Below are 23867 nucleotides of genomic sequence, written 5' to 3'. Positions count from 1 at the left end.
TGAATTGAACTTTTAATTTAGATAAGGATATTGTGTGAACCTCGCTCTGCTTTCTGCTTTTATACCTACTTTCTTTTTTGTCTCTATCACGCCTGGTATGTGCATGACTCTTGCCATGACGCTTGGCATGACAATCGGTATTAAGCGCGCACTTTGGATGATGTTTGGTGAGCTTATTGGTGTTGCGACCGTAGCCACTTTATCTGCTATTGGCGTCGCAGCTTTACTTTTAAATTATCCGAATGTTTTCCTCGTTTTAAAATATTTAGGCGGCGCTTACTTGGCGTATATCGGTATTCAAATGTGGCTATCTAAAGGCAAAATGGCCATTAAAATGGAATCTGAAGAAGAGCCTGCTTCTCGTATTGATTTAATCTCACAAGGCTTTGTGACTGCCATTGCCAACCCTAAAGGTTGGGCGTTTTTTGTGGCATTATTACCGCCTTTTTTAGATGCAACTCAACCACTCGCTAGTCAGTTGATCATATTGATTAGTGTTATTCTCATGCTTGAATTCAGCTGTCTGCTTATCTATGCGGCGGGCGGTCGAACACTCAAATCTTTGCTTATGCAAAGTGGCAATGTTCGTATAATGAACCGCATTGCTGGAACCTTAATGATTGGTGTCGGAGCTTGGTTAGCAATAGGCTAGCTTTTTGAACTTAACTTATTTAGCGCTTTGCAGTAGACCGTCTTGTTCTCGTTTTTGATGTGCTGTTTGAGGGCTTCGATGCGGACTTTCTTTTGCCTGTTGAGCGCTTTGAAAAAGCTTTCTTAGCTGGCGCAGGCAAATGCTTTAATGACGCTGAAGACAGGCTTTTCGAGGCGTCTAACAGTTCTACTAAATTACTTTCTAAATGTGACATAAAGCTTTGATAACTTGTTTCACCGAGGCTTATTGTGTTTAGTGTTGATTCCCATTGAGCTGTCATATCAGGTGTGACCAATTGGCTAGGTAAGCAGTCTACAAACGCTCGGCCTGTTTCGCTGGCGTGTATTTGTTTCCCTTGTCTGATTAAGAACCCTCGTTTAAATAACAACTCAATAATACTTGCTCTTGTGGCGTCTGTTCCCAGTCCATCTGTGTCTTTCAAAATGGCTTTTATGTCTTTATTTGTGACAAAGCGACTAATTCCTGTCATTGCTGAAAGCAAGGTAGCATCAGTAAAAGCGGCTGGCGGCGTGGTGACTTTGTCATGAATAATACCCTCATGACACCAAAGTGAATCGCCTTTCTGAAGTTTAGGCAATTCATTTTGTTCTTCGCCGTTTTGCTCTCCTTTATTGCTCGACTTTGTTTTTTGCGGAAGCAGTGTACGCCACCCAAGAGAGATTGCTGTATTGCCCTTTGCTTCAAACTGACCACCAGCGATATCGAGCTTGATATAAGAGGCGAGGAAATCATAATCGGGATAGAACTGCATTAAATACTGGCGAGCAATCAGCCCAAATACCTGTGATTCTACTTTTCCGAGAGAGCCTGCTTTATGGGCTTGGCTAGTCGGAATGATCGCATGGTGAGCGGTAACTTGTTTGTCATTCCATGCTTTGCTGCGTATTGCTGGGTTCGCATTCTTAGCACCTTGTGCAAGTTCTGCTGTGGCCTTACCTAACGAGGCTAAAATACCTTTCGCGTCTTTGTGTTGAAGACTTGGTAGATAACGACAATCTGATCTCGGGTAGGTGATCATTTGATGGCGTTCATACAAGGTTTGGCAAGTATCCAAAACTTGTTGAGCGGATAACGAGAAAATCTTCGCTGCATCGATTTGAAGGCTTGATAAATTATAAGGCAAAGGAGGCGCTTGCTTCTTTTGCTTATAGCTCGCCTCAATAACATTGGCTGGTTGGTTGGTGATACGAGAAGCGACATTGACGGCTAAAGCTCGATTTAGAACGCGGTTTTCTTCATCCATATGCGGCTTGCAAGCTTCACTTGGCAGCCACTTCGCTTGAAACCTTACTTTCAGATTAGTTTCTAATTGAGCCCAGACTTGGAAGTAGTCTTTCGGAATAAAGTGTTCTCGCTCCTTGTCTCTCGCCGCCACAAGGCCCAATACTGGCGTTTGCACTCGGCCAATGGATAGAACGCCTTGATAGCCAGCTTGTCGGCCTCTAATGGTATAGGCTCTAGTAAGGTTTAAACCAAATAACCAATCGGCTCTGGCTCTCGCTAAGGCTGAACGGGAAAGAGCAGCGAACTCGCTGTTTGGGCGTAAGTTGTTTAGTGCTTTTTTGACGGCGCTTGGTGTTAGGTCATTAATCAGGAGGCGTTGAGTATTTTGCAGTTTGAGCTTAGGCACTTTGGTGAAATGAATGACCTCATCAACTAACAGCTGACCTTCGCGGTCTGGGTCACCTGCATGAACAAGATGCGTTGCTTTTTTAATGAGTTTTTTTAAAACACCTAGCTGTTTTTTTGTGTTGGCTTTTTCCTGCCATTGCCAGTCGGTTGGGATAATTGGCAGATGATCCAAGCTCCATGATTTAAAAATAGGATCATATTGATGAGGTTCAGCTTGCTCTAGCAAATGCCCAATACACCAGCTAATACAGTCTCCATTAGGCAACCAAATACAGCCGTCTTCTTTTTTCTGTGGTGATGGGAGGGCGGCTGCAATGGCGCGAGCAAGGCTTGGTTTCTCTGCAATATAAAGAATCATGAATACACTTACTGTTTATATATACAGTAAGTGTATCGAACAAATGTAACCTTGACTAGAGTGGCGTTGCTTTATTGAATCCGCTGAGAGAAGTGAAAGGTGTGTCGGTTTAGCTTTTTATTTTCTGATTTTTATTCACCACTACCGTATTTGTTTGGTGTGATGTACTCGAGACATTATCAAGCTGAGGGCGATCAATGTGATTTGCAAATAAAAAGCTACTGATAGCCGACAAAAATAAGAAGCTGATGAATAGCATGCCCCAATAGTCAGAAGATTTTTTGCTGACTCGATTTTGTATGGTTGATGGTATAAAGCGCTTCGTTTTCATAATGGGTTCCTTCGCTCAATGAATTCATTAAATGATAATGGATATCATTTAATAAATCTATCGATTTAATATAAAAAATATTAATCCAGCAGCGGCAGTTTAATGGTTTTGAAAAATGAGCCCATGTGATTCTGGCTATGTTACAATTTGCGCTCAATTTTTATGTGTAACGAATAAGAGAGTGTAAACATGTCTGAACTGTCGTTCGATTCGAATGAAGCAAAAATCGCATACGGTATTGGTCGCCAAATTGGTGATCAACTACGTGGTAGTGACCTTGGAGAATTATCTCTAACGCATCTTTTTGCTGCGATTGAAGATTCTTTGAATCAAGCTGAAATGCGCGTTCCAGGTGAAGAATTGGAAGCAGCTTTTGCAGAACTTCAGCAAAAAATGGAAGAAAAAGCTCGCGCTGGATCTGAAGAAACAGTAAAAGCTGGCGAAGCATTCCTTGCAGAAAACAAAGCAAAAGATGGCGTTCAAACAACGGAAAGCGGTTTGCAGTTCGAAGTTCTTGAAGAAGGTACTGGCGCAACTCCTAGCCTTGAATCAACCGTTCGTGTTCATTACGAAGGTCGCTTGATTGATGGTCAAGTATTCGATAGCTCAATTGCCCGTGGCGAGCCAATTGAATTTCCTCTAACTGGCGTTATTGCTGGTTGGACTGAAGGTCTTCAGTTGATGAAAGAAGGCGCGAAATACCGTCTAACAATTCCAGCTGAATTAGCTTACGGCGCACAAGGCGCAGGCGCAATGATTCAGCCTTTCTCTGTTCTACAGTTTGATGTTGAGCTAATTGCTGTTGTTTAATTAGCGATTTAGAACGAAAAAAAACGAGCTTTCTAATACAGAAAAGCTCGTTTTTTTATGTCTAAAAAGCAGTAAATTTAAACTTAAGTTCAAAGGCCGGTTATATTTCCCGTTCCATTCGGACGTGCATTTTTCCTGCTTCTAGAAATATCTTACCGTCAGAACGGAAGTTTTGCTTTGTGTAAAATTGCTGGGAATCGACTTGGGCATTGAGGAAAACTTTTCTGAGCCCCATTTCTCTCGCGACTTTGATGGCTCTAGCCATCAGCATTTCACCGTAGCCTTGGTGTCGATAAGCAGGCAATACTGCTAAACGGCCTAATTGACCTTCTTCTGTCAGTCGACAAGTTCCTGTCGGTACGGCTGTTGTGCCAAAAGTTACAAAGTGAACGGCATCTTCATCATGGTCATCCCATTCGTCTTCTGGGTCGATGCCTTGTTCAATAATAAAGACTTGTTTGCGTACAAAGGTTATTTGGTCTTTGCTGCTGTTCCAGTCCGAAGTTAATACCTTCACCTTGTTCTCCTGTTTTTATTCTGGCGCGACGAGTTCAATAACACCTTGTTGGCGAATAAAAAATCGCACAAGAGGCTCTAAGTCATCGTTTTGGCTTAAGTCTAAACCAGAAAAATCAAATTCAACCTGATCTGTAATTGCTTGAACAAATGGGGCTAATTCACTGTCCAGATTAATACTTTCACCGTTGCAGAAAACCGTCATATGATTTTCTTTGTCATTGAGATAGTAGCAAATACGCGCATCACCAGGTCGAATAAAGGTTCGGCCTTGAATCGCATTTTGAAACGCTTTATCTAAGTCGCTTGAGTTTAGCGGCGCTAAATATTCAGGGTATTTGCTTTCGCTCATGGTTTCGCCTAACCAGTTTGCTAATACATCAGGCTGATTTATGAGCTTAGCTAACTCAGCTTGCAAATAGGAAACATCATCTTGATGTATTTGAGCGCTATGATCGCGATTTCCCGTTTCTGGTGCCGCAAAGCGGTTTTTGACATTGATGTTTTCGCACAGTTTGTTGCGAATTCCTGTCAAAGCATCTTGTATGCTTGGTGCACGGAAGCCGACAGAATAGGTCATACATTCGTCGTCTAAAGCGCGACCATTGTGGGCGAAGTTAGGCGGTAAATACAAAATATCACCGGCTTCTAATTCCCAATCCATTTCTGGGTTTACAGAGAAGTTATCTAAAATGTGTAGAGATATGTCAGCAATGGCTGAGTCTTGATATTCCTCAGGCGCGAGAACTTGCCAGCGGCGTTTACCAGCAACTTGAATTAAGAAAACATCGTATTGATCATAATGAGGGCCAACGCTGCCGCCTTCGGTTGCGTAGCTGATCATCACATCATCAAGGCGCCAGCTTGGGAGGAATTGGAATTGTTCTTTTAATGCTTGAATCTCAGGAACCCAGTGATCAACCGCTTGAACGAGAAGTGTCCATTCTTTTTCTGGTAAGTTAGCAAAGGTGTCTTCGTCAAATGGCCCTTGTTGTGTCTCCCATGGTGTTTTACCGTTTTCAATTACGAGGCGTGACTCGACTTCTTCTTCCATTGCCATGCCGGCGAGTTCATCTGCTTCCAGTGGCACTTCAAAGTCTGACAGACCAGCACGAATGAGAAGAGGCTTCTTTTGCCAATATTCATTCAAGAATGTTTGTGCTGTCATTCCGCCAAGAATGGTTAACGGCGTATCTAGGTCTATCATAGGTTTCTCGTAAAAATATAAAGAATCAGTTGGAAGTGTAAGACAAAAAAGAGCCGATAAATCGGCTCTTTTCTTAAGGCTATAAAAAGTAAAGCTTAGTTACGAATAGCTTTCGCTTGCGCAACAGCATTACCAATATATGTGCCTGGTGTTAAGATTTTTAGCTCGGCTTTGGCTGCTTCTGGCATGTCTAAGGTTTCAACAAACGCTTCGATTGTTGCTTGGTCAATGACACGGCCACGAGTTAGCTCTTTTAGTTTTTCATAAGGAGACTCAATGCCGTAACGACGCATCACAGTTTGAATTGGCTCAGCCAAAACTTCCCATGCCGCATCTAAGTCTGCATCTAGGCGAGGCGCATTGATTTCAAGCTTGCTGATGCCTTTTAGCGTGGATTGGTAAGCAATTAAGCTGTGAGCTAAGCCAACACCTAGGTTACGCAATACCGTTGAATCTGTTAGGTCACGCTGCCAGCGAGAAATCGGTAGTTTCGCGCTCAAGTGTCCCATAATCGCATTCGCAATGCCCAAGTTACCTTCAGAGTTTTCGAAGTCAATTGGGTTGACTTTATGCGGCATAGTAGAAGAGCCAATTTCACCTGCAATGGTTTTTTGCTTGAAAAAGCCCATAGAAATGTAGCCCCAAACATCACGATCGAAATCGATCAAAATCGTATTGAAACGACAGATAGCATCGAACAATTCTGCGATGTAATCGTGTGGCTCGATTTGAGTCGTGTAAGGGTTCCACGTTAAGCCCAAAGAGGTCACAAACTTCTCTGCGTGTGCTTGCCAATCCACATCTGGGTAAGCGGAAAGGTGAGCGTTGTAGTTACCCACCGCGCCGTTGATTTTGCCTAAAAATTCAACGCTTTGGATTTGCTTAAGCTGACGGCTAAGACGTGCAGCAACGTTCGCCATTTCTTTACCCATGGTAGATGGAGAGGCTGTTTGACCATGAGTTCGAGACAACATAGGTTGCTCAGCATGTTCAATAGCTAGGTCTTGAATGGCTGTAATGATGTTGTTTAACTCTGGAGTAATGCCTTCTTCCAAAGCTTCACGAAGCATCAAAGCGTGAGACAAGTTATTAATGTCTTCCGATGTACAAGCAAAGTGAACAAATTCAGAAATTGCAGCCAATTCCGCGTTGTCTGCCATTTTGTTTTTGATGAAATACTCAACCGCTTTCACATCGTGATTGGTGGTTTTCTCAATGTCTTTAATCGCTTGAGCATCGGCTTCACTGAAGTTGTCTGCTAATTGGTCTAAGAAAGTGCTGGCTTGAGCACTAAGAGCAGGAACTTCAACAATTTGTGGGTGACTGGCAAGAGCCTGTAGCCAGCGAACTTCAACTATGACTCGCATACGTAGCAAACCGTACTCGCTTACTGAGCGACGTAATACGTTTGTTTTCGATCCGTAACGACCGTCGATAGGGGAAATTGCATTTAAGCTAGTTAATTCCATTGAGATAACGCCTCGAACATGGTTTTCAGGGAGCCGCTATTATAGGCAAAAGAGGCGAGGTAATACAGGGAGTAGGTGCTTGTATAGGCATAAAAAAAGCCCAGATTTCGTTTAAATAGAAATATCTAAACGGCATCTGGGCTTGGTGTTACTGAAACCTCTCTAAATAGAGATAAGGTTTAGGCTTACAGTGTAGCTAAAGCTTGGTTGAATGTAGCGCTTGGGCGCATGACTTTTTCAACTGCATCTAGGTCAACGTGGTAGTAACCAGATAGGCCAGCAGGCTTACCTTGTACTGCAGCCAGTTCAGCAACGATAGTATCTTCTTTCGCTGTTAGCTCTTTTGCTAATGGTGCGAATTTCGCAGCAAGGTCAGCGTTTTCAGTTTGTGCTGCCAACTCTTGAGCCCAGTACATTGCTAGGTAGAAGTGGCTACCACGGTTGTCGATACCGCCAACTTTACGAGAAGGAGACTTGTTAGTGTCTAGCAATTTGCCTGTTGCTTTATCTAGGCATTTCGCAAGTACTTTTGCTTTCTCGTTGTTGTTCTTGATGCCAAGCTCTTCAAAAGAAACCGCCACAGCCAAGAATTCACCAAGTGAATCCCAACGTAGGTAGTTTTCTTCCATTAGCTGTTGAACGTGCTTAGGAGCAGAACCACCCGCGCCAGTTTCATACATGCCGCCGCCGTTTAGCATTGGAACGATAGACAACATTTTCGCAGACGTACCAAGTTCCAAGATTGGGAACAAGTCAGTTAGGTAATCACGCAGGATGTTACCTGTTACTGAAATCGTGTCTTCGCCACGAATGATGCGTTCCATAGAGAAACGGATCGCTTCGTTGTAAGGCATGATGCGAATGTCTAGGCCTGTTGTGTCGTGGTCTTTTAGGTAAAGCTCTACTTTCTTACGAAGTTCGTTATCGTGAGAACGTTCTTCTTCTAACCAGAACACTGCTGGTGTGTCAGATTGACGAGCACGAGTAACACCAAGTTTTACCCAGTCACGGATTGGAGCGTCTTTTGTTTGACATGCGCGCCAGATATCGCCTTTCTCTACAGCGTGCTGCATAAGAACGTTACCTTGAGCGTCTACAACGCGCATTGTGCCAGCTTCAGCGATTTCATATGTTTTGTCGTGAGAACCGTATTCTTGTGCTTTTTGCGCCATCAAACCAACGTTTGGAACCGTACCCATTGTTGTTGGGTCGAATTCGCCGTTTGTTTTACAGAAGTTAATAGTCTCTTGGTAAATGCGAGCGTAAGTGCGATCTGGAATAACCGCTTTTGCATCGTGTGCTTTGCCGTCACGGCCCCACATTTTACCAGAGTTACGGATCATCGCTGGCATAGAAGCGTCAACGATCACGTCACTTGGTACGTGCAAGTTAGTGATGCCTTTGTCGGAATCAACCATGGCCAACTCTGGACGCGTGTTGTAAACGTCTTGAATCGCTTGTTTGATTTCTTCTTGTTTTGCTTCAGGAAGTGTTTGGATCTTGTCGTATACGCTGCCTAAACCATTGTTTGGGTTAACGCCGATTTCTTTAAACAATTCGCCGTATTTTTCGAATACGTCTTTGTAGAAAACTGTTACAGCATGACCGAATACGATTGGGTGAGACACCTTCATCATGGTTGCTTTCAAATGCACAGACCACATGATGTTGTCTTCTTTTGCTTCTTGCATAGACGCTTCAAAGAATTCACGTAGTTTCGTGCAGCTGATGTTCATGCTGTCTAAGATTTCGCCTTCAAGAAGAGGAAGCGATTTTTTCAATTCAACAGAACCGTCTTTTCTGACGAATTCGATGTTCACGGTTTTAGCAGAATCCATAGTTACAGATTGCTCAGAAGAGTAGAAGTCGCCATCACGCATGTGATCAACATGAGAAATAGAGGTTTTTTTCCATTTGCCCATTGAATGTGGGTTTTTGCGAGCAAAACCTTTAACCGCTGCTGGTGCGCGACGGTCAGAGTTACCTTGACGTAGAACTGGGTTTACTGCACTACCAAGTACTTTTGCATAACGCGCTTGGATGTCTTTTTCTTCGTCAGTTGTTGGATTTTCTGGGTACTCAGGAAGTCCGTAACCTTGTGCGTTTAGTTCTTTGATTGCAGCATTAAGCTGAGGCAAAGAAGCACTGATGTTAGGCAGTTTTACGATATTTGCTTCAGGAGAAGCGGTTAAGTCACCTAAGAATTGAAGGCCATCTTCTACTTGCTTATCCGCAGGAAGAAGGTCAGAGAAGCCTGCAAGAATACGGCTTGCTAAAGAGATATCTGTTAGTTGTAGTTCGATATCTGCTTCTTTTGCAAAAGCGCCAAAGATAGGAAGCAAAGATGAAGTTGCCAATGCTGGTGCTTCATCGGTCAACGTGTAATAGATGGTTTGTTTCGACATGTAATTCCCCTAACATTTCAGGCAGTGTTGCCCATTGAATCGAAGATGACTTTTAGCCGCCATTCCCTAGGTTTTAACTGGTTGTGCATAATATCTTGCACAGGTTAAAAATTTGCTCAACATACTACCTAAAAAACCAAGGTAGAGATATTGGCTCTAAGATATACTCAAAATTGATTTCAGTTATCCTATGAATTTGTTCTATCAAGCCTAGCTAAAATACGTGATTAGCTGCGAGATTCTAGTGCTTTTAATAGTGCCTTTCTTTTAAAAATCAAATGCCAGCGTTTACCGCCTAGCTGACGCCACAACATAGCGGCGCGAATACCAGACATTAAAATAGTGCGAACTTGGTTGGCGATATGTGGCTGTTGTAAAAAGCGGCTATCGCCTTGTACCTGAATGCGGAAAGGCAAAGTACTTAGGGTTTCTTGATACATGCCTGAAATAGCAGCAATGATGTTTTCGTGAAGTAGGCTGTCGTAATGAGCTTTCTTTTGCTCTATCTGAGAAATCTGTTGGCCAATAGTGGACAGCATTTGTGGTGTTTTAGCGAGTTTGCTTTCAAGGTGGACTAAGCTGAGAGCGTATCGCAATGTATCAGGGTTTACACTACTGCGATCTTTGCTTAATGCTTTTCTCGTGACGTTACGACCAAGTGATAAATTGCTCTGACAATCCCACTGTCCACCATAAATGTCTTCAGTAGAGGGTGCGTTGACGAGTAAGATGCTTTCGATCATAGGCTGTAAGGCCGCATTATCGACTTTTCCTGTCTTGGCTAAAACCGCAACCAATTCTGCTGCTTGAAACACAGCAGATAGCGCAATAGTTTGTTCTTTTTCTTTGCTACTCACGTGATAGGTTCTCTATTTATTAAAGGCGATGTTGATGATGCCGCCACCTAGACACAATTCATTTTGGTAAAAAACAATGGATTGCCCTGGTGTAATGGCCCTTTGTGGCTCAACAAAAGACACTTCAATTTGGCCTTTTTCATTAAGATACACAGTACATTCTTGATCGGGCTGGCGGTAGCGGCATTTTGCTGTGCAAGTCATAGGCAAACTTGGTGTTTGGCGTGCCACCCAATCAAAATTTTCAGCAATTAAGTGGGTTTTATAGAGCGACTCATGTTGGCCGCCTTGAGTCACAATCAGCACATTGCGTTTAAGGTCTTTTTCTACCACATACCAAGGGTCGTCGGAATAGTTTGCTAAACCGCCAATGCCTAACCCTTGGCGTTGACCAATGGTGTGATACATCAAACCATGGTGGCGCGCAATCACATCACCTTCAAGGGTTTCAATATTACCTGGTTGAGCGGGCAAATATTGTTCTAAGAAATCTTTAAAGCGGCGTTCGCCAATGAAACAAATACCTGTACTGTCTTTTTTGTTGTGTGTGACCAGTCCAAACTCTTCTGCGAGACGACGTACTTCTGGCTTTTCAAGCTCGCCAACGGGGAAGAGTGTTTTGGCTATTTCGTCCTTGCCGACAGCGTATAAAAAGTAGCTTTGGTCTTTGTTGCCATCCAAACCCTTTAATAAAAGTGGCTCGCCATCTTGCTCTCCACGACGCACATAATGCCCTGTGGCAATGTAATCAGCGCCAAGTGCCAAGGCGTATTCAAGGAAGGCTTTGAATTTGATTTCTTTATTACAAAGGATATCTGGATTCGGTGTTCGGCCGGCTTTGTATTCTTCTAAAAAGTGCTCAAATACATTATCCCAATATTCGGCGGCAAAGTTTGCAGTATGAAGTTTGATACCAAGCTTGTCGGATACCGCTTGCGCATCGGCAAGGTCTTCTTTGGCAGTGCAATATTCTGTACCGTCGTCTTCGTCCCAATTCTTCATGAACAGGCCTTCGACCTGATAACCCTGCTGCATCAAAATAAGTGCTGAAACGGACGAATCCACACCGCCAGACATGCCGACGATAACTTTTTTTGTGCTGTTTGCGTTGTTCGCAATAGGGTTTTCTTTCATGACCTGATCATTCTCATTGTAAAAACGGTGGTAAAAGCTCTTTCAAAAAAGGCTCATATTTAAACGGTTACGAAGAGGCTGACGCCTCAGGTAAAATTTTGCTGGCCATTGTAGCATTTTCTCTACGGTGAAACAGGGTGGAGAAACCGATCAGACAAAAACGACAAAGGTATTATGGGGTTGCGAAGCGAATCTTCAATGCAGGCTTTGATTAATGGACTGCGATGAGGCAGAGCCATGATTTCCTCATAGGTTAGCCAATGACTGGATTCTATGTCTGGATCTAGCTCTTGGCTTGCTTCTTCTAGGGCTTCACACATGAAACAAAGTCGATGATAGGTATCGGCCCCTTCAAAAGGCGTAAAGCTATACAGACCAAGTAAACCAATAGGCTTTACTCGCCATCCTGATTCTTCTCGTGTTTCTCGAACAACGGCTTCTATAGCGCTTTCGTTATTTTCTATGTGACCGGCGGGCTGGTTGAGAACCAGTTGGCCGTCTTGCCACTCTTTCACCATCAGATACTTGGTTGGCTGATTTTGAATGTCTTTTTTGACCAGTGCGGCGACGGTGAGGTGAGGCAGTCTTTCTCTTTCTTTGTTGTTCAAATTCCATTACCTGCTGAGTAAGTTGTGCGGTTGGTTCTATGTATTGCCATTCACCAACAGAAACATCATCCAATGTGTAAGGTCCAATGGCATAACGTATTAAACGTAAAGTGGGAAAGCCGACAGCGGCTGTCATGCGACGTACTTGACGATTTTTCCCCTCATGGATTTGCAGTGAAATCCAGCTTGTCGGGATATTTTCTCTGTGTCTGACAGGCGGAGTTCTTGGCCAGATATTGGGCTCTAATATAGGTTCTGCCAATGCAGGTTTGGTTAAACCATCTTTTAGTTCAACACCTTGCCTTAATTGTTCAAGCGCCTCATCGGATATATCGCCTTCCACCTGTACCCAGTATGTCTTGGGCATTTTAAAGGTTGGAGAAGCAATGAGGTGTTGGAGCGCTCCTTGATTGGTCAACAATAATAAACCTTCAGAATCATAATCCAAACGCCCAGCAGGATAGAAATCAGGAGCTTTCACATAAGATGCCAGTGTTTCTTTATCGCCTTCTTGTGAAAACTGGCTGAGGACTTTAAAAGGTTTATTAAGCAAAATTAGATTGGAAGACATGCGTACAAGCTATGATCAAGTTTTTTTGTTTAGGTAAGTGTTGCTGATATCAAAATACCAAACTAAGACACCTTACCCTTCGTGTTGGAAGGGTAAGGTAACAAATTCGAGTTTGGATAGCGATGTGGCTATTTGCTTACAGCGGTATTTTTATGCAGGTTGGTTGCTTTGTGTTGAAGGCTCCTCTGCTTGGCTGATCACCGGATTGATTTCTATGGCGTGTAAGCCTCGTTCTCCAGGTTCAACACTAAAGGTAACCGTTTGGCCTGCTTTTAAGGTTTTATAGCCTTCCACATTAATCGCTGAATAATGAATGAATAAATCTTCATCAAAATCTTCCGATACGATAAAGCCATAGCCTTTAGCATTGTTAAACCACTTCACTGAACCTTGATGCATTGAGTCACTCCTTATCCACTCTAATCGCTGTAAAGCGTTTAATTTCTGTTAATTTGAGCTATCAATGTGAGAATTTCACTCATAAAGATTGATTGAATATATGATAGTCCCAATAATGAAGGTAGAAGCCCTTTTGGAATTTGTAAAATCTAAGTGGTAATCTGTAATACAAAATACGACGTATAAGCAGTAATGAGTCAAATTTGACGCGTTACGTGAAGAATTTTAGCCTCAGAGGCGTGGGATGATTGTAAATCAACAAATTAGACTAATATCAGAAGATGACGAGCAACGTGGCAACACGAATATTGCGATTGCTCCAGAGGAAACAGAATTAAAACCACCTTCCATGTATCAGGTGGTATTGTTTAACGATGATTATACGCCAATGGATTTTGTCGTATTTGTTCTACAACGTTTTTTTTCTATGGATGGAGAGAAGGCTAATCAGGTAATGTTAGAAGTGCATCAAAAAGGAAAAGGCGTTTGTGGCGTTTATCCTTTTGATATTGCAGAGACAAAAGTAGCAATGGTACAGCAGTTCGTGGAACAGAATGAGCACCCTTTAATGTGTGACTTGGAAAAAGTCGACTGATTCAGAGTGAGGGAATAGCAATGTTAGATAAAGAACTAGAGCAAACCCTAAACACAGCTTTTAAAGCGGCGCGTGACAAGCGCCATGAATTCATGACGGTAGAGCATTTACTATTAGCTCTGATTAATAACGACGCTGCCTCAAGCGTCCTGAAAGCATGCGGTGTCAGTTTAGACGTTCTAAGCAAAGAGTTGGAAGAATTTGTAAACAGTACAACACCTTTAATTCCTGAAGACGACGAAGAACGTGAAGTGCAGCCAACGCTTGGTTTTCAACGTGTTTTACAGCGTGCCGTTTTTCATGTGCAGTCGTCTGGTAAACGAGAAGTGACGGGCGCCAATGTGCTGGTGGCGATTTTTAGTGAGCAGGAAAGCCAAACGGTTTACTTGCTGAAACGTCACGGCGTGGCACGTATTGATGTAGTGAATTACGTTGCTCACGGTATTTCTAAAACAGGCGATGCTGCCCAAGAAGCGGAGCAAGATGAAGACGCAGAAGATACCAATACAGCGCCTTTGCAGAAGTTTGCAACCAACCTTAATGAAGAGGCGAAAGCTGGAAAAATCGACAAATTGATTGGTCGTGAATACGAAGTAGAGCGAGTAATACAAACACTTTCTCGTCGTCGTAAGAACAACCCGTTGTTGGTGGGTGAATCTGGCGTGGGTAAAACCGCCATTGCTGAAGGTTTGGCTAAACGTATCGTTGATGGGCAAGTGCCGGATGTGATCGCCGATGGCGTGGTTTACTCCTTGGATCTTGGTGCTTTATTGGCTGGTACAAAGTATCGTGGTGACTTTGAAAAACGCCTGAAACAGTTATTGGGTGAATTGAAAAAAATGCCCAATGCCATTTTGTTTATTGATGAAATTCATACCATTATTGGTGCTGGCGCGGCATCCGGTGGCGTAATGGATGCTTCTAACTTATTGAAGCCAGTCTTGAGCTCCGGCGGCTTACGCTGCATTGGCTCGACGACTTTCCAGGAGTTTCGAGGTGTATTTGAAAAAGATCACGCCTTGGCTCGTCGCTTCCAGAAAATCGATGTGAATGAGCCAAGTGTTGACGATACTTATCATATTCTAAAAGGCATCATTGGTGCGTTTGAAGAGCACCATCAAATCAAATACGAAGAGCCAGCTTTACTGGCGGCAGCAGAGCTTGCTCAGCGTTACGTGACAGACCGTCATATGCCAGACAAAGCAATTGATGTGGTTGATGAGGCAGGTGCTTATCAGCGCCTACAGCCAGAGGAAACGCGTAAATCTGTGATTACGGTTCAAGAGATTGAAGATATCGTTTCTAAGATCGCCAGAGTGCCAGTTCGAGCGGTTAACTCAGATGATAAAAAAGTGCTTTCTAATCTAGAGCGCAATCTAAAAATGGTAGTGTTTGGCCAAGACAATGCCATTGATTCTTTGTCGTCGGCGATAAAATTGTCTCGTGCAGGTTTAAAAGCAGAGCAGAAGCCAATTGGTTCTTTCTTGATGGCAGGCCCAACAGGGGTTGGTAAAACAGAAGTGACCAAGCAGCTTGCTAAGCAATTAGGCTTGGAATTGATTCGCTTCGACATGTCTGAATACATGGAGCGTCATGCGGTTTCCCGCTTGATTGGTGCGCCACCAGGTTATGTCGGATTTGATCAAGGTGGCTTGCTAACTGAAGCTGTGACTAAGAATCCTCACAGTGTGGTTCTGCTGGATGAGATTGAGAAAGCTCACCCAGAGGTTTTCAATTTATTACTGCAGGTTATGGATCATGGTACCTTGACGGATAACAATGGTCGCAAGGCGGATTTCCGTAATGTGATCTTGGTGATGACGTCCAACGCCGGTGCAGAGGAGTTAGCTCGTCGCTCGATTGGTTTCTCTAATCAGGATAATTCAACTGATGGTATGGAGGTGATTAATCGTACCTTTACACCAGAGTTTAGAAACCGCCTGGATGCTGTGATTCAATTCCAACAACTTGATGAACGTATTATCTTCAGTGTGGTGGATAAGTTCTTGGTTGAGTTGCAGGTTCAGTTAGACCCTAAAGGCGTTATGCTGGAAGTATCTGACACCGCAAGGGGGTGGTTGGCTAATAAGGGTTATGATCGTCAGATGGGCGCTCGTCCAATGGCTCGGGTGATTCAAGAGCATTTGAAGAAACCATTGGCAGATCAAATCTTATTCGGCGATTTACATGATGGCGGTCACGTCAAAGTGTCGCTGGATGAGAAAAGTGATGAACTGAAATTCGAAGTAATAAAAGAAGCCGCGGTTCATTGACCTCCTCTAACTCCCCCTTGATAAGGGGGGAGGACTTGAAAATTGAGAGCATAAAAAAACCGGACAATTCAGTAAGATGAAATGTCCGGTTTTTTATATTTCTAATTTAGATGTTTGCTGCTGGTATGGCGCAATGACTAAATTAACGAGCTCGGTAAACGATACGGCCTTTTGTAAGGTCGTAAGGTGTTAACTCAACTTTTACTTTATCGCCAGTCAAAATACGGATGTAGTTTTTACGCATTTTTCCAGAGATATGAGCAATTACAACGTGTCCGTTTTCTAGTTCGACACGGAACATGGTGTTAGGCAACGTATCAATGATAGTGCCTTCCATTTCTAAGCCTTCTTCTTTTGCCACAATATGTGTCCTATGGTGTTAACTTGTATATTTAGTAGACGCCGACCATGGATTACTCGAAGGTCTACAGAAAAAGAAATTCATGTTTTTCTTTTCCAATTGAGCGCTAAATTTACTAGTCATAAAGCCTAATTTAGCGACGTCTGAATTTTGATCGAGCATATTTTGCCTAAAAAAGTATCGTAAGGCAAACTTAGTTGTTGGGTTTTCTTGTCTCTTTTCGGGCTAAATCGCCCATTTTTCTGTTTTTTGGCCAAGCTTTATAAGCTCTGAATTGGTATGAGTGTTTGAAATAAGTTGCTGCAAAATGGTGACAAAATTCTCTCTTGGCATTAATTCGGCGCCCAGCGAGAGCAAATGTTCGGATTCAACTTGGCAATCTATTAATTCAATGCCACATTTTTGAGCTAGCTCACAGAAGGTTTTTAAAGCAATTTTTGATGCATTTGGTGCAAGTGAGAACATGGATTCACCAAAAAACATTCTTCCCATTGCGACACCGTAAAAGCCGCCCACTAATATGTCGTCCTGCCATATTTCAATAGAATGCGCATAACCAAGGCGGTGAAGCTCAGAATAAGCGGTTTTTATGTCTTCTGATATCCAAGTTCCTTCCTTATCTGCCCGTAATGAAGAGCAGTGTCCAATCACGGTTTCAAACGTTTTATTAACAGAAAATTGCCAGTTGCCTTTCCTAATTGCCTTTTTTAAGGATTTCGAAAAATGGAATTGTTTAGGGGTAAGTACACATCTTTGTTCAGGGTGCCACCACAAAATAGGATCTGGGTCGCTGAACCAAGGAAAAAACCCTTTACTGTAAAGGTGTATTAAGCGAGTTGACGATAAATCGCCACCTATAGCGGATAAACCCTCTGGATCTTGTAATGCCTTATGTGGGAGAGGAGTGTCATAAGGTGATTCAGTCAGCAAAATCAGCTCTGGTTGATTGTCTTCTGAAGGTGCTTGCATTGAAGTGGGTTCCTAAAGCTAGCTTCGAATAATAAAGATTTATCCACATGCTGAAGGCAGTGGACTTGTTCGTACCTTCCCTAGATTCAATAACGTGTTTTTTAGGTGAAATAAAAACTTGGGAAAATTATACAAAAAAACTAAAGATATTGATTCATATCCCGATACATCAATTAAGCAAGAAAAAGTACTGGGCTTGCAATGAATTGACACATTGTCTGGATGGATTCTTGTGATTGTGTAGGAATAAATCAAGGGAATGACCTTTTTTTGCTTTTATTGAGTGTTTTTCGATCAAAAGAGAGCGCAAAATGAAAAAAAAAGAAAAAAAGCGCAAGGAATGCTTGACCAGTACCTTGAAACTTGGTTTTAATCGATGCAGTCCTAAACTGTAATTTGAAGTGACCTTGGGGTTGCTGTGTTAGGAACTACAGAATAGCTAGCTTTTTTGGCATTTGTCACAAAAGTGAAACTGATTGGTTTTAAGATGCATGAGTCGTTGATTTAACAACGTTTCTTGAATTGACAGAAACTTATCAAATCGGTCTACAAGGCCACATAATATAATATAAAGGGGAATCTTGAATGAAAGCGATTAAACTTGCTTCTATCTTCGCGGTATCTGCTGTTGCAGCTGCTGTTTCTACAACTACTATGGCTGCTGAAGCTGTATTCTCTGGTACTGCTGGTATCGAATACACTTCTTATGATGAAGCTAGCCTTGCGGATGGTATCGATTTAGGTGAAGTTGAAATCAACGTTGATAATGGCGTTGTATTTGCTGAAATCGAACTTGCTGCTGGTGTAGACGGTGCGACTACTGTAACTACAGAAGAGCTTTTTGTTAAACAAGGCGCTGTATCTTTCGGTCGTTTCGACGGTTCTGTAGCATCTGGTGCTTTCATGGGTATGGACGAGATCGGTTACACTGGTATCGCTCCATCTACTGATGATACAGGTATCCGTTACGCTGTTTCTCCAGAGTTGACTGTTGCTCTAGAAGCAACTCAAGGTGATACTACTACTGAAACTGATTCTGATATCGGTGTTGCTCTATCTTATGTTACTGAAATGGATGGTTTCTCTTTCGGTGTATCTGGCGGTTCTGTAGGTGATGCAACTGCTCTTAACGTTGGTGTTCAAACTTCTATCGATGCATTGACTCTATCTGCTAACTACGGCATGGGTACAGATTCTACTGATGCTGATGTTGCTGAAATGGGCTTCTCTGTAGCTTTCGCTGCAACTGAAGCGCTTACTTTGACTCTTCAGTATGCAAACGAAACTGAGTCTGAAACAGATGGTACTTACTTCATTGCAGCATACAATGTTGGTGATTTGACTTACTACGTAGAAAACTACGCTGGTGATTATACTACTGAAGCAACAATTGTTGGTGTTACAGCTTCTTTCTAAGACCTTTCTATTATTAGAAACGTTTACTTAGTGTAAAAGCGAAAGCCAGCCCTTTGGGCTGGCTTTTTTTATGGTAAGCTTGACGAAATTGTCACTCTGTTTTTTTAGAGTATGTATTTGTTTTGGTTAGCATAAAAATAGGAAGGCGTGTTTTGTCAGAAAAAGCGAGTGAGTCTGCACACTCACCAATATGGAATATGTTTGCTAAACAAGCGGCGTTTATTGCAGCGCTCTTGTGTTTATTTTTTTTCGGGTTGGCAACTTACACCTATAACCCAAACGATGCTGGCTGGTTTTATTCTGGTAACGGCCAAGCGATTCAAAACTCCATGGGGCCAATTGGCGCGACGATTGCCGATTTAATGTCTGGCTTTTTTGGATCTTTATTTTACTCTCTACCGCCTTTATTTTTTGGGTTGCTATTATTTTGTGGCGCAATCCTCATTCCCTTCTTCCTATTAATAATGCTTTGCTCTGTACATTGGGCAGTATTTTATATTTATCCTTTGGTTCTGTGCTGTGCTTTTTGCACACAGTCGGTGATTCGACTCTGCAGTATGGCGCAGGTGGTGTCTTAGGTTTAGGTTTAGGTAAATTATTATATGGCTTTATTGGTTATGATGGCGCAACGCTGGTTAGCTTAGCTTTAGTGATTTTAGCGTTTACCTTATTATCTCAGCTGCATTGGCTGAGTTTAATGGATCGTTTAGGGGAAACTCTTTTTAGGTTTGGATTGTTTCTTCGTGATAAGCATCAGAATCGCCAAGAGGTGAAAGCCAGTAAAAAGTCTGATTCTGCTGATGTATCTTTGGATTCCGATGAAGTAGAAGAGCCGGCTATCCTGCGAAAAAGACGAAAAGAAAAAACGATCAATAATGAACAAGTCAGTGAAGATATTTTGCTGGACACATCCACAGAGCAAGACTTGCCTGAGCCGTTAACGACTGAGCAAGAAGAAGCTAAAGCATCTAAATTTCGTCTCTCTTCTTTGTTTTCAAAAGCTAAGTCTTCAAAACCGAAAAATGAAACGACAGATGAAAGCCCAGCTGTTCATGAAGAGCCCGACTTTGATGGTTTAGACAGCTTGTCGTTTGATGAGCCGGATATCAACTTTGGCGACACTCTGTATATTGAAGAATCATGGTCTGATTCTAATGCTGATTCTTCAGACGCAACGTCAGATACGAAGTCAGATGCAATAGAGTCAAAATCAGCGACTATTACAAAAGAGCAAGCGGATGCGGCTTTGTTCGGTGAAGAGGCTGAACCTGTGCCTTCGACTCCTGCAGCGCATAAACCGGCTTTCCGCACTTTGTCTGAAGCTAAACAGTTAGATTCACTTGGCGGGCCTTCTTCCAACGATGTTGAGAGTAAATCAGATCAAAAAGCCTATTCGTTACCAAGCCGGGAAGTATTAACTAAGCCGAAACCGAAACAGGGTGGCTACACTGAAGATGAGTTGTTGGCCTTGTCTGAACTTCTTGAACAACGTCTGCAAGACTTCGGCGTCAAGGCAGAAGTGGTAGAGGTGAACCCAGGCCCAGTCATTACACGCTTTGAGATACAGCCAGCGCCAGGCGTTAAAGTGTCTCGTATTACCAATTTGGCGAAAGACCTTGCGCGTTCTTTAAGTGTCATGAGTGTTCGTGTTGTTGAAGTCATCGCTGGAAAATCCACCATCGGTATAGAAATTCCAAACCAAGTTCGCGACACAGTGTACTTTTCTGAAGTCATTAACTGCGACGGATATGATCATTCATCTTCACCGTTAACTTTGTCTTTAGGACATGATATTTCTGGTGAGCCAGTTGTTGTCGACTTAGCGAAAATGCCTCATGTCTTGGTTGCAGGCACAACAGGTTCTGGTAAGTCGGTTGGTGTGAATGCCATGATTCTCAGTATGTTGCTGAAATCGACACCAGACGAAGTGCGTATGATCATGGTTGACCCTAAGATGCTTGAGCTTTCTATTTATGAAGGTATTCCACATCTGTTGACGCCAGTTATTACTGATATGAAGGATGCGGCGAATGGGTTACGTTGGTCAGTAGACGAAATGGAACGACGCTATAAGCTTATGTCGAAATTAGGTGTGCGTAATATCGCAGGCTACAACAAAAAAGTGCGTGATGCCATTGAAGCGGGTAAGCCAATTGAAGACCCTTTATGGCAGCCTGAAATGGCGATGTTCTCTGAAGACGGTGTAGCGCGTACTGTGCCGCACCTAGAACCTCTTCCTTACATTGTGATTGTCGTTGACGAGTTCGCAGACATGATGATGATAGTCGGCAAAAAAGTGGAAGAGCTGATTGCACGTATTGCCCAAAAAGCCCGTGCCGCTGGTATTCATTTGATCTTGGCGACACAGCGACCTTCTGTGGACGTTATTACTGGCTTGATTAAAGCCAATATTCCGACGCGTATGGCGTTTCAGGTGTCATCAAAAATCGACTCTCGTACCATCTTGGATCAAGGTGGCGCAGATCAACTCTTGGGAATGGGTGATATGTTATACCTTCCAGCGGGTCTGCCAACGCCGATCCGTGTTCATGGTGCTTTTGTTTCTGATGAAGAAGTGCATGCGGTTGTGGAAGAGTGGAAGCAAAGAGGTGAGCCAGAGTACATTGAAGACGTTGTGGTGAACCCAGAAGACTTAATGTCTGGTGGTGACAGTGAAGACAAGGATGCACTTTATGACGAAGCCGTGAAAATTGTCATTGAAACGCGTAAAGCTTCCATTTCCTCTATTCAACGCCGTCTTAAAATAGGGTACAACAGAGCGGCTAATTTGGTGGAAGCAATGGAAGCAGCCGGCTTAGTAGGGCCAATGGGCACCAATGGTCAGCGAGACATTTTGATTCCAGAATAATTATTTTATCTTCCTGTTTTATTGGAAGTGTTTGGAGAAGCAGTTTGATTAATAAATTAGTTGCTGTATGTGTATTTAGCATTTTTTTGGGTTTTCAAGCGATTGCAGTGCAAGCCGAAGACAGTGTCGAAAGTAGAATCGAGCATTTGTTAGAAGGAAATCGTGACATTGAAGGGCAATTTCGTCAGGTAACGTATGATGAAAAAGGTCACGAGCTTCAGGTGAGTAAAGGGGTTTTCTTGTTAGCTAAGCCAAATCAATTTGTTTGGGACAGCATTTCGCCTTTTGCACAGCGAATTGTATCGGATGGTACAAGCATTACCGTTTGGGATGTGGATTTGGAGCAGGCGACCATTAAGCCTCTTGCTAGCTCTATTGGTAACTCTCCCGCTGCCTTGCTTGGCCAGCCAGCTGCAGAGGTTTTACCTAACTACAGTGTGACGACAATGGGGCCTGAAAAATTTCGTTTAGAGCCTAAGAAAGAGCAGGATTTATTCCAAACTCTTACTTTATCTTTTAGAAATGAAGTGATTACCTCCATGAGTATCGTCGATGCGCTTGGGCAAACCACTGTGATGGAGTTCCAAAACGTCGAGCAGCATGAAGGCGTCGCGAAAGAAAACTTCGTGTTAGATCTTCCAGATCATGTGGATGTGATTGTAGAAGGTCAGTAATGAAAGATCTTTTCTCGGATATACCAACAGGTGCTTATCAGCCTTTAGCTGCAAGAATGCGGCCTTCTAACCTAGACGATTATATTGGGCAGTCGCACCTAGTTGGCCCGGGAAAACCATTACGACGGATGGTTGAAACAGGTAATTGCCATTCTTTTATTCTTTGGGGCCCTCCGGGCGTTGGTAAAACAACTTTTGCTCAGTTGTTGTCTCATGCGCTGGATGCGCAATTTATCGAAATCTCAGCTGTTATGTCTGGCGTGAAAGACATTCGTGCCGCTGTTGATCAGGCGAAGCAATTGCGTATGGTGAAAGGTACGCAAACAGTGTTGTTCGTTGATGAGGTTCATCGATTTAATAAATCTCAACAAGATGCATTTTTACCTTTTATCGAAGACGGCACTTTCTTGTTTATTGGTGCCACGACCGAAAACCCTGCCTTTGAATTGAATTCCGCTTTGCTGTCGAGAGCCCGTGTTTACCGATTAAAGTCACCTACGGTCGAAGAAGTAAAATCTGTTTTAGTGAGAGCTTTGCAAAGTCACGAGAAAGGCATGGCTGAATATGGTTTCCAAGTCTCTGACTATTTCCTCTCTGTATTGGCGCAGGCAGCCGATGGCGATATTCGTCGTGGCTTGAACTTTTTAGAAATATTGTCTGACTTGGTTGAGCCTGGAACGGAAGTGACGCAAGAACAGCTTGAAGATGTTCTTGGTGGCAGTGTCCGTCGCTTTGACCGAAAAGGAGATGTTTTTTACGACCAGATTTCAGCGTTTCATAAATCGGTGCGAGGTTCGTCTCCAGATGGTGCTTTGTATTGGATGGCGCGAATGCTAGATGGTGGTTGCGACCCTTTGTATATCGCGCGACGTCTGTTGGCGATTGCTTCTGAAGATATTGGCAACGCAGACCCAAGAGCCTTGCAAGTCGGTTTAAACGCTTGGGATGTTTTTGAGCGTGTTGGCCCAGGTGAAGGAAATCGTGCGATTGCTCAAGCGGCTGTTTATATGGCTTGTGCGCCAAAAAGTAATGCGGTTTATAAGGCGTTTAATCAGGCCATGTCCGATGTTGCTGCGCAGCCAAGCTATGAGGTGCCTGTGCATTTACGGAATGCTCCGACGTCTTTAGCCAAAAGCATGGGGCACGGTGATGAATACCGTTATGCTCATAACGAAGAATACGCTTACGCCGCTGGCGAAAATTATATGCCAGAAGAATTGGCCGAAATGCGTTATTATCAACCGACAGATCGTGGTTTAGAGAAAAAAATCGCGGATAAGTTGGATTGGCTATCGAAGCTTGATGAAGAAAGCGCTCTACAGCGCTACCGTGGGAATGTAAGAGAGCAAGATTTATGATGTATCTTATGATTGCAATAGGTGGTGCTTTTGGAGCCTTAAGCCGATATGGCATGACAAGGTGGATTAATAGCTACTGGCAGCATCATTTCCCATTCGCAACCCTGTTCATTAATGTGTTGGGTTGCGTGTTGATGGGCGTTGCATTTGTAGTGGTAAGTGAAAGGATGCCGTCACTTGAGCCTTATCGTCCTTTGGTTATGGTGGGTTTTTTAGGGGCATTTACCACTTTTTCTACCTTTTCTTTGGAAATTGTCTCGCTTATTAACATGCAGGCTTGGCTAAGTGCCATAAGCTATTTATTATTGAGCTGCATTTTGGGTGTTGTTGGCCTCGCGATTGGTATGGCGGCGGCTCGATTTTTCTAACCCCATTCATGATC

Annotated in this window: 21 protein-coding genes and 2 pseudogenes; 10 read left to right on the top strand and 13 right to left on the bottom strand. The window is 43.1% G+C overall.

The features are described 5' to 3' along the window. The first annotated feature begins 34 nt into the window (after positions 1-34). Positions 35-652, top strand: a complete 618-nt coding sequence (locus AC0L46_RS04805) for a LysE family translocator (protein WP_473506186.1) — start codon at positions 35-37, stop codon at positions 650-652. 19 nt (positions 653-671) lie between these two features. Here AC0L46_RS04805 and AC0L46_RS04800 read toward each other — a convergent pair whose 3' ends face one another. Together AC0L46_RS04800 and AC0L46_RS04795 are read right to left on the bottom strand one after the other, a co-directional pair. Then, positions 672-2663, bottom strand: coding sequence for a DNA topoisomerase III (locus AC0L46_RS04800; protein ID WP_473506184.1), 1992 nt, complete (start codon positions 2661-2663; stop codon positions 672-674). A 109-nt stretch (positions 2664-2772) separates the two neighbouring features. Then, positions 2773-2994, bottom strand: coding sequence for a hypothetical protein (locus tag AC0L46_RS04795; protein ID WP_473506182.1), 222 nt, complete (start codon positions 2992-2994; stop codon positions 2773-2775). Positions 2995-3183: 189 nt separating this feature from the next. Between AC0L46_RS04795 and AC0L46_RS04790 the strand changes: the two genes are divergently transcribed. After that, positions 3184-3804: an FKBP-type peptidyl-prolyl cis-trans isomerase gene (locus tag AC0L46_RS04790; RefSeq protein WP_317004801.1), complete on the top strand. Its 621-nt coding sequence runs from the start codon at positions 3184-3186 to the stop codon at positions 3802-3804. A gap of 100 nt (positions 3805-3904) precedes the next feature. Here AC0L46_RS04790 and AC0L46_RS04785 read toward each other — a convergent pair whose 3' ends face one another. From AC0L46_RS04785 to AC0L46_RS04745, 9 genes are all read right to left on the bottom strand, one after another. After that, on the bottom strand, positions 3905-4321 hold the full coding sequence (locus tag AC0L46_RS04785; protein WP_473506180.1) for a GNAT family N-acetyltransferase: 417 nt from the start codon (positions 4319-4321) through the stop codon (positions 3905-3907). 15 nt (positions 4322-4336) lie between these two features. Further along, positions 4337-5527 carry a JmjC domain-containing protein gene (locus AC0L46_RS04780; protein WP_473506178.1) on the bottom strand — a complete coding sequence of 397 codons (1191 nt, stop codon included), beginning with the start codon at positions 5525-5527 and terminating at the stop codon, positions 4337-4339. Between the two features lie 95 nt (positions 5528-5622). After that, the gene (gene purB, locus AC0L46_RS04775; RefSeq protein ID WP_473506176.1) at positions 5623-6996 is read right to left on the bottom strand and encodes an adenylosuccinate lyase; all 1374 of its coding nucleotides are present in this window, start codon (positions 6994-6996) and stop codon (positions 5623-5625) included. 185 nt (positions 6997-7181) lie between these two features. Then, a complete protein-coding gene (locus AC0L46_RS04770) occupies positions 7182-9401 on the bottom strand; it encodes an NADP-dependent isocitrate dehydrogenase (protein ID WP_473506174.1) in 2220 nt (739 codons plus the stop codon). A 227-nt stretch (positions 9402-9628) separates the two neighbouring features. Next, complete coding sequence (gene hflD, locus AC0L46_RS04765) at positions 9629-10258, bottom strand: high frequency lysogenization protein HflD (RefSeq protein WP_414682578.1); 630 nt, start codon at positions 10256-10258, stop codon at positions 9629-9631. 12 nt (positions 10259-10270) lie between these two features. Next, positions 10271-11392, bottom strand: coding sequence for a tRNA 2-thiouridine(34) synthase MnmA (gene mnmA, locus AC0L46_RS04760; protein ID WP_473506172.1), 1122 nt, complete (start codon positions 11390-11392; stop codon positions 10271-10273). A gap of 122 nt (positions 11393-11514) precedes the next feature. Next, positions 11515-11910: an NUDIX domain-containing protein gene (locus tag AC0L46_RS04755; RefSeq protein ID WP_473506170.1), complete on the bottom strand. Its 396-nt coding sequence runs from the start codon at positions 11908-11910 to the stop codon at positions 11515-11517. After that, entirely contained in the window at positions 11846-12571 is a 726-nt protein-coding gene (locus tag AC0L46_RS04750; RefSeq protein ID WP_473506168.1) for a pseudouridine synthase, read from the bottom strand. The genes AC0L46_RS04755 and AC0L46_RS04750 overlap by 65 nt, the downstream gene beginning before the upstream one ends. A 150-nt stretch (positions 12572-12721) precedes the next feature. Continuing rightward, complete coding sequence (locus tag AC0L46_RS04745) at positions 12722-12970, bottom strand: cold shock domain-containing protein (RefSeq protein WP_317004793.1); 249 nt, start codon at positions 12968-12970, stop codon at positions 12722-12724. A gap of 244 nt (positions 12971-13214) precedes the next feature. On the opposite strand from AC0L46_RS04745, the gene clpS reads away from it, so the two are divergent. After that, the gene (gene clpS, locus AC0L46_RS04740; RefSeq protein WP_317004792.1) at positions 13215-13565 is read left to right on the top strand and encodes an ATP-dependent Clp protease adapter ClpS; all 351 of its coding nucleotides are present in this window, start codon (positions 13215-13217) and stop codon (positions 13563-13565) included. Positions 13566-13585: 20 nt separating this feature from the next. Then, on the top strand, positions 13586-15838 hold the full coding sequence (clpA, locus tag AC0L46_RS04735) for an ATP-dependent Clp protease ATP-binding subunit ClpA (protein ID WP_473506166.1): 2253 nt from the start codon (positions 13586-13588) through the stop codon (positions 15836-15838). 142 nt (positions 15839-15980) lie between these two features. Here clpA and infA read toward each other — a convergent pair whose 3' ends face one another. Together infA and aat are read right to left on the bottom strand one after the other, a co-directional pair. Further along, the gene (gene infA / locus AC0L46_RS04730; RefSeq protein ID WP_148831492.1) at positions 15981-16199 is read right to left on the bottom strand and encodes a translation initiation factor IF-1; all 219 of its coding nucleotides are present in this window, start codon (positions 16197-16199) and stop codon (positions 15981-15983) included. 225 nt (positions 16200-16424) lie between these two features. After that, positions 16425-17168 carry a leucyl/phenylalanyl-tRNA--protein transferase gene (aat, locus tag AC0L46_RS04725; protein ID WP_473506164.1) on the bottom strand — a complete coding sequence of 248 codons (744 nt, stop codon included), beginning with the start codon at positions 17166-17168 and terminating at the stop codon, positions 16425-16427. A 585-nt stretch (positions 17169-17753) separates the two neighbouring features. Between aat and AC0L46_RS04720 the strand changes: the two genes are divergently transcribed. From AC0L46_RS04720 to crcB, 6 genes and pseudogenes are all read left to right on the top strand, one after another. Beyond that, the gene (locus tag AC0L46_RS04720; protein WP_473506162.1) at positions 17754-18584 is read left to right on the top strand and encodes a hypothetical protein; all 831 of its coding nucleotides are present in this window, start codon (positions 17754-17756) and stop codon (positions 18582-18584) included. A 197-nt stretch (positions 18585-18781) separates the two neighbouring features. Continuing rightward, positions 18782-19236 (top strand): annotated as a pseudogene (locus AC0L46_RS04715) (DNA translocase FtsK 4TM domain-containing protein); the annotation flags it as partial. Between the two features lie 450 nt (positions 19237-19686). After that, a pseudogene (locus tag AC0L46_RS04710) lies at positions 19687-21453 on the top strand (DNA translocase FtsK); the annotation flags it as partial. A gap of 44 nt (positions 21454-21497) precedes the next feature. After that, entirely contained in the window at positions 21498-22127 is a 630-nt protein-coding gene (gene lolA / locus AC0L46_RS04705) for an outer membrane lipoprotein periplasmic chaperone LolA (RefSeq protein WP_473506160.1), read from the top strand. Beyond that, complete coding sequence (locus AC0L46_RS04700) at positions 22127-23485, top strand: replication-associated recombination protein A (RefSeq protein ID WP_473506158.1); 1359 nt, start codon at positions 22127-22129, stop codon at positions 23483-23485. The genes lolA and AC0L46_RS04700 overlap by 1 nt, the downstream gene beginning before the upstream one ends. Further along, positions 23482-23853 (top strand): fluoride efflux transporter CrcB, encoded by a 372-nt coding sequence (gene crcB / locus AC0L46_RS04695; RefSeq protein ID WP_473506156.1) that lies wholly within the window; start codon positions 23482-23484, stop codon positions 23851-23853. Before AC0L46_RS04700 ends, crcB begins: the two co-directional genes overlap by 4 nt. Positions 23854-23867: the final 14 nt, after the last annotated feature.

The organism is Marinomonas sp. 15G6-16 (genome assembly GCF_055809555.1).
The sequence above is the reverse complement of the archived record's forward strand: the minus strand, read 5'-3'. Positions and strand labels throughout refer to the sequence as shown.